General features: G+C 69.7%; 7 protein-coding genes. 5 read left to right on the top strand and 2 right to left on the bottom strand.

The genetic code is table 11. The features are described from left to right. Window positions 1–571 (bottom strand): ABC transporter ATP-binding protein (locus tag RT051_RS14185; RefSeq protein ID WP_313077654.1); only part of this gene is annotated, 571 nt, incomplete at its 3' end. A gap of 181 nt (window positions 572–752) precedes the next feature. Further along, window positions 753–1,535, bottom strand: a complete 783-nt coding sequence (locus RT051_RS14180) for a TOBE domain-containing protein (RefSeq protein WP_313077653.1) — start codon at window positions 1,533–1,535, stop codon at window positions 753–755. Between the two features lie 74 nt (window positions 1,536–1,609). On the opposite strand from RT051_RS14180, the gene modA reads away from it, so the two are divergent. The 5 genes from modA to RT051_RS14155 all read left to right on the top strand — a co-directional run. Beyond that, complete coding sequence (modA, locus tag RT051_RS14175; RefSeq protein ID WP_313077651.1) at window positions 1,610–2,368, top strand: molybdate ABC transporter substrate-binding protein; 759 nt, start codon at window positions 1,610–1,612, stop codon at window positions 2,366–2,368. Window positions 2,369–2,459: 91 nt separating this feature from the next. Next, complete coding sequence (gene modB / locus RT051_RS14170; protein ID WP_313077650.1) at window positions 2,460–3,143, top strand: molybdate ABC transporter permease subunit; 684 nt, start codon at window positions 2,460–2,462, stop codon at window positions 3,141–3,143. Beyond that, window positions 3,140–4,225: a molybdenum ABC transporter ATP-binding protein gene (gene modC / locus RT051_RS14165; protein ID WP_313077649.1), complete on the top strand. Its 1,086-nt coding sequence runs from the start codon at window positions 3,140–3,142 to the stop codon at window positions 4,223–4,225. The genes modB and modC overlap by 4 nt, the downstream gene beginning before the upstream one ends. Before the next feature lie 221 nt (window positions 4,226–4,446). Beyond that, window positions 4,447–5,061: a TRAP transporter small permease subunit gene (locus RT051_RS14160; protein WP_313077648.1), complete on the top strand. Its 615-nt coding sequence runs from the start codon at window positions 4,447–4,449 to the stop codon at window positions 5,059–5,061. 28 nt (window positions 5,062–5,089) lie between these two features. Next, window positions 5,090–6,458: TRAP transporter large permease subunit (locus RT051_RS14155; protein ID WP_313077646.1), on the top strand; the 1,369-nt coding region annotated here is incomplete at its 3' end.

Genomic DNA, 6,458 nt, shown 5'->3' with positions numbered 1-6,458 from the left:
TGAGCTGCGTGACGCGGTCCACGTCCTCGTGGCCCATGCCCTGCGTGGGCTCGTCCAGCAGCATCAGCTCGGGCTCCATGGCCAGCGTGGTGGCGATCTCCAGCGCACGCTTGCGGCCATAGGGCAGGTTCACGGTCACCTCATGCGCCATGTCTTCCAGGCCGACCTCGGCCAGCAGCTCCATGGCGCGGCCATCGAGCTGGTGCAAGCTGCGCTCGCTGCGCCAGAAGTGGTAGGACGTGCCCAGGCGCCGCTGCAGCCCCATGCGCACGTTCTCCAGCAGCGTGAGGTTGGGGAACACCGCCGAGATCTGGAACGAGCGGATCACGCCGCGCCGGGCGATCTGCGCCGGCGCCTCGCGGGTGATGTCCGTGCCGTTGAAGCGGATGGAGCCGGAGGTGGGCTCGAGGAATTTGGTCAGCAGGTTGAAGCACGTCGTCTTGCCTGCGCCGTTGGGGCCGATCAGTGCGTGGATGGAGCCCCGGCGCACGGCCAGGCTCACATCGCTCACGGCGGTGAAGCCCTTGAATTCCTTGGTGAGGTGTGAGGTTTCGAGAATGACGTCGCTCATGGCAAGCAGGTCGTGCGCGCTGCAGCAGCAGCGGCACCACCCTGGTCTCCTGGGGTATGTTGCGCTGCATCGTAAGGGCGCGCCTTGCGGCATCGCACTGGGACAAGTGCCTATGTATAAACGCCTATCCACGGCAGCCCCGCCATAGGTGGCGCAGGCCGGCCGCGCCGGCCTGCGCCACTCAGGCCGCGGCCAGGGCGATGGCCGATTCGTCCACCCGCAAAACGACCCGCGCGCGTGACCGCAGGCCGGAGCCGGCAGGGGCGAACCCCACCAGCGACAGGCCGCCGGGCAGCAGCGCCGCCACCTCGTCGCCCAGCGCGCCCCGCGCCACCCTCGTGGCCTGCCCCGGCCACTGGTTGACCAAGGGCGGAGCCGCCGCTGCGGCGGACGGCGCCAGCACCTGCACGGCGGTGGCCTTGCACAGCGCCTGTACCTGCGCCCCCGGCGCGAGCGCCAGCAACTGCGCGCTTTCGGAGGTGATGCGCGTCCACAGCGCCAGAGGCGCGGCGGCGCCGGGGGCGCGGGCCTGTAGGTGCACCCGCACCAGGGGCCCGCTGCGCTGCAGCCCCTGCACCGTGCACGGCCACTGGTTGCGCATGCTGGTGCGCACCGCAAGCGCCAGCGCCGCGGACTGGGCGCTGCCCGCCTGCCAGCCCGCTGCCACCTGGGCGCGCGCGGCGTGCATGGCCCCGGCGGCGGCCAGCAGATCGTGGCCTGCCGCGGTGAGCCGGGCGCCGCCACCGCCCGCACCACCCACAGCACGCTCGACCAGCGGCACCCCGGCCAGGTTGGTGAGGGTGTCCAGCGCCTGCCAGGCGGCCTTGTAGCTGACGCCCACCTCGCGCGCCGCCTGCGAGATGGACCCCACCCGGCCGATCTCGCGCAGCACGGCCAGCCGGCGGTCGGCCGGCCCGTGGCCCAGGGCGTCGGTCAGTGAAGGGGGCAGCGGCGCGGTGGTCATGGCGCGCCATCATGCCGCGCTGCGCATCGCTATACTCCACCGCTATTCCATTAATGAATAGCGAAAGGGTATGCATGTCGATTTTGCCCAAGCGGCGGTTGTCCGCGCTGATGCTTGCCACGCTGGTGCCGTGCGCCGCGCACGCGGACGAGGTGGCCGTGGCGGTGGCGGCGAACTTCACCGCGCCGATGCAGAAGATTGCGCAACTGTTCGAGCAGGACACGGGCCACAAGGCGCAGCTGTCGTTCGGCGCCACCGGCAAGTTTTACGCGCAGGTCGCCAACGGCGCGCCGTTCGCCATCCTGCTGGCCGCGGACGAGCGCACGCCCGAGAAGATCGGCCGCGAAGGCCTGGGCGACCCGGCCACGCGGTTCACCTACGCCGTCGGGCGCCTGGTGCTATGGAGCAAGCAACCGGGCTACGTGGATGCCGACGGCAAGGTGCTGGAAACGGGCGACTGGCGCCACATCGCCATCGCCAACCCGAAGCTCGCGCCCTATGGGCAGGCCGCCATGGAGACCCTCGCCCGCATGAACCTGGCCGACAAGGTGCAGGGCCGCGTGGTGCAGGGCGAGAACATCGGCCAGACCTACCAGTTCGCGGCGTCGGGCAACGCTGCGCTCGGCTTCGTCGCGCTGTCGCAGGTGACCGAGGACGGCAAGCTGCGCGAAGGCTCGGCCTGGGTGGTGCCGGCCAGTCTGCACACGCCCATCCGCCAGGATGCCATCGTGCTCAAGCCCGGCCAGGGCAACGCCGCAGCGGCCGCGTTGATGCAGTACCTGCGCGGGGAAAAGGCGCGCGCCGTGATCCAATCGTACGGGTACGCGTTCTGAGCGGGCACCGCGCCACGCCCGCCCGAAATCGGAACGTTTTAGGCCTCCAGCGCCCGTCCACGCTGCGCGAGCAGCTACATTTTCAATAGCAGTGGTTGCTTTCCCCCTGGGCCCCGAAGACTGGGCCGCCATCCGCCTGACGCTGCGCCTGGCGGCGATCACCACTGCGCTGCTGCTGGTGCTGTGCACGCCGCTGGCCTGGTGGCTGGCGCACACGCGCTCGCGCTGGCGCGGACCGGTGGGCGCGGTGGTGGCGCTGCCCCTGGTGTTGCCGCCCACCGTGATCGGTTTCTATTTGCTCGTGGCCATGGGGCCGAACGGCTTCCTGGGCCACCTGACGGACGCGCTCGGCCTGCACCGCCTGCCCTTCACCTTCGCCGGTCTGGTCATCGGCTCGCTGGTGTATTCGCTGCCGTTTGCGGTGCAGCCGCTGCAGCGCGCCTTCGAAGCGCTGGGGCCCCGGCCGCTGGAGGTGGCGGCGACCCTGGGCGCGGCGCGGCTGGACCGTTTCGTCACCGTCGCGCTGCCGCTGGCGCGCCCGGGCTTCATCACCGCTGCCATCCTGACGTTCGCGCACACGGTGGGCGAGTTCGGCGTGGTGCTGATGCTGGGCGGCAACATCCCCGGCGTGACGCGGGTGGTGTCGGTGCAGATCTACGACCATGTGGAAGCCATGGAATACAGCCACGCGCACTGGCTGGCCGGCGGCATGGTGGCGTTCTCGTTCGTGGTGCTGATGCTGCTGCAGTGGTTGCAGCCGAGGAAAAGCCGATGAGTGCGGGCCCCGGCATCCACGCGCGCCTGCAACTGGCGCGCGCCGACTTTACGCTGGACGTGGACCTGCGGCTGCCGGGCGACGGCGTCACCGCCCTGTTCGGCCCGTCGGGCTGCGGCAAGACCACCTGCCTGCGCGCCATCGCCGGCTTGGAGCGCGCGCGCGGCGCGGTGCATGTCAACGGCGACGTCTGGCAGGAGGACGCCGGCCGCACCTGGGTGCCCACGCACCGCCGTGCCCTGGGCTACGTGTTCCAGGAGGCCAGCCTGTTTGCGCACCTGAATGTGCGGCGCAACATCGAGTACGGCTGGAAGCGGCTGCCCGCGGCGCAGCGGCGCGTGTCGCTGGAGCATGCAGTGGAGCTGCTGGGCCTGTCCGCGCTGCTGGCGCGCATGCCGCAGACGCTGTCGGGCGGCGAGCGCCAACGGGTGGCAATTGCCCGGGCGCTGGCGGCGAGCCCGCGCGTGCTGCTGATGGACGAGCCGCTGGCTGCGCTGGACGCGGCGCGCAAGGCCGAGGTGCTGCCCTACCTGGAGCGGCTGCAGCGCGAGCTGCGCATTCCCATGCTGTACGTGACGCACTCGGCAGACGAGGTGGCGCGCCTGGCCACGCACCTGGTGCTGCTGCGCGCCGGGCGCGTGCTGGCCCAAGGAGCGCCCGCCGCGCTGATGGCGCGCCTGGACCTGCCTCTTGCCGCGGGTGACGGCGCCGCGGCACTGGTGCACGGCCGGGTGCAGGCCTGGGACGGGCAGGACCACCTGCTCACCGTGGGCTTTGCAGGGGGACAGCTGCACGTGGCCACGCCGCGCGCGCGCGCCCTCGGCGAGGACGCCCGGCTGCGCGTGCTGGCGCGCGACGTGAGCCTGGCGCGCAGCCACCCGCAGGCCACCAGCGTGCTCAACGTGCTGCCCGCGCGCGTCGTGCAGATCGCGCCGGACGCACCCGGGCAGGTGATGGTGCGGCTGGACGCCGGTGGCACGGCGCTGGTGGCGCGCATCACCGCGCGCTCGCGGCGCGAGCTGGCCCTGGCCGAAGGCGAGCTGGTGTTCGCCCAGGTCAAGGGCGTGGCCTTGGCCGACTGAGCCATTCCATACCTTGCGGGTCTGTACGCATAATCCCTTATTGCTATGGAAATAGTAGCTTATGGCGCTTTCCCTATAAGGGTTTGAACCCTGTTTGATTCCCTGCATGGCAGCCGCGCAAGTCCGTAGAATGCCGCCCTCGTAAGTCTTTGTTCCAGCGCGGCGCAGCCACCCCTTGCGCCGGGCTTTTTTGTGCGCACCCACCACCCTGTGGAGACACCATGCAGGCACTACTTGCCTTCTCGCGGGCCGTCGACCGGCTGAACGCTTTCGTCGGCCGATATTGCATCTGGCTGATCTTTGCCGCCACCGTCATCAGCGCTGCCAATGCGGTGGTGCGCAAGATCTTCAACTACAGCTCCAACGCCTTTCTGGAAGTGCAGTGGTACCTGTTCGCCTGGTCGTTCCTGATCGCCGCGGGTTACACGCTGCTGCAGCGCGAGCACGTGCGCATCGACGTGCTCAACAGCCGGCTGTCCAAGCGCACGCAGGTGTGGATCGACATCGTCGGCTTCGCGCTGTTCCTCACGCCGGTGTGCATCCTGGTGCTGTGGCTGGGCGTGCCGATGCTGATCACGCGCTTCGAGTCCGGTGAGGTCTCGGGCAACCCGGGCGGGCTGATCCGCTGGCCGGTGTGGGTGGCGCTGCCGCTGGGCTTCACGCTGCTGATGCTGCAGGGCTGGTCGGAGCTGATCAAGCGCATCGCCTTCCTGAAGGGCATCGGGCCGGACCCGATGGGCCGCCTGACCGACAAGAGCGACGAGGAAGCGCTGATCGAAGCCCTGCGCCTGCAGACCGAGCAGGAGCGCCAGGCCGGCGCGGCCGCTTCCCGCTGAACGCCCGACCGACCGGAGCACCCTTTCCATGGAATTCATCTCCACCAACTTCGCCCCGATCATGTTCGCGGGGCTGGCCCTGTTCCTGATCCTGGGCTTTCCCGTCGCCTTCAGCCTGGGCGCCTGCGGCCTGTTCTTCGGCCTGCTGGGCATCGAGCTGGGCGTGTTTCCCGCCACCATCCTGGCCTGGCTGCCCGAGCGGCTGATCGGCATCATGGCCAACGACACGCTGCTGGCCGTGCCCTTCTTCACGCTGATGGGGCTGATCCTGGAGCGCAGCGGCATGGCCGAGGATCTGCTGGACTCGGTCGGCCAGGTCTTCGGCCCGCTGCGCGGCGGCCTGGCGCTGGCCGTGATTTTCGTGGGCGCGCTGCTGGCCGCCACCACCGGCGTGGTCGCCGCCTCCGTCATCTCCATGGGCCTGATCTCCATGCCCATCATGCTGCGCTACGGCTACAGCCGGCCGCTGACCAGCGGCGTCATTGCCGCCTCGGGAACGCTGGCGCAGATCATCCCGCCGTCGCTGGTGCTGATCATCATGGCCGACCAGCTGGGCCGCAGCGTGGGCGACATGTACAAGGGCGCATTCATGCCGGCCTTCATGCTGGTGGGCCTGTACGTGCTGTGGGTGGTGCTGCTGGCCATCTTCAAGCCTCAGGCCGTGCCGGCCCTGCCGCCGGAAGCGCGCACGCTGCGCGAGCCCAACGGCAGCGCGGGCTACCCCTCGCTGGTCGCCGTGCTGGTTATCTCTGCCCTGGTGGCGTGGGTGCTGGAGTCGCACATGGCCGACATCCACAGCTGGTGGGAAGGCCATCTCGTGGAGTCCGTGCCGACCGACGAAAAAGTGGTGGTGGCTGCCTGCGGCGGCGCCTTCGTTGCCTGGCTGATCGCCTCGGCCAACCGCCTCACCGGCCTGGGGCTTCTGTCCAAGCTGGCCGAGCGCGTGACCTTCGTGCTGATCCCGCCGCTGCTGCTCATCTTCCTGGTGCTGGGCACCATCTTCCTGGGCGTGGCCTCGCCCACGGAAGGCGGCGCCATGGGTGCGGTGGGTGCGCTCATCATGGCCATGCTGCGTGGCCGGCTGTCGTGGTCGCTGCTCAAGCAGGCGCTGGCGTCCACCACCCGACTGGCATCCTTCGTCATGTTCATCCTGATCGGCGCGACCATGTTCAGCATGGTCTTCCAGGCCGCCGACGGCCCGCGCTGGGTGGAGCACCTGCTGGCCGACCTGCCCGGCGGCCAGGTGGGGTTCCTGATCTTCGTGAACCTGATGATCTTCTTCCTGGCGTTCTTCCTGGACTACTTCGAGCTGTCGTTCATCGTCGTGCCGCTGCTCGCCCCGGTGGCCGACAAGCTGGGCATCGACCTGATCTGGTTCGGCGTGCTGCTGGCGGTGA

Origin of the sequence: Melaminivora sp., assembly GCF_032059615.1 — a bacterium.
GTDB lineage: Bacteria > Pseudomonadota > Gammaproteobacteria > Burkholderiales > Burkholderiaceae_C > Melaminivora.
Note: the sequence above shows the minus strand (reverse complement) of the source record. Positions and strands in the feature narration are given on the sequence as shown.

Bases quoted from the DNA above. Each gene is read 5' to 3' on its own strand.
- RT051_RS14160 (WP_313077648.1), top strand. From the start codon at position 4,447: ATGCAGGCACTACTTGCCTTCTCGCGGGCCGTCGACCGGCTGAACGCT.
- modC (WP_313077649.1), top strand. From the start codon at position 3,140: ATGAGTGCGGGCCCCGGCATCCACGCGCGCCTGCAACTGGCGCGCGCC.
- RT051_RS14180 (WP_313077653.1), bottom strand. From the start codon at position 1,535: ATGACCACCGCGCCGCTGCCCCCTTCACTGACCGACGCCCTGGGCCAC.
- modA (WP_313077651.1), top strand. From the start codon at position 1,610: ATGTCGATTTTGCCCAAGCGGCGGTTGTCCGCGCTGATGCTTGCCACG.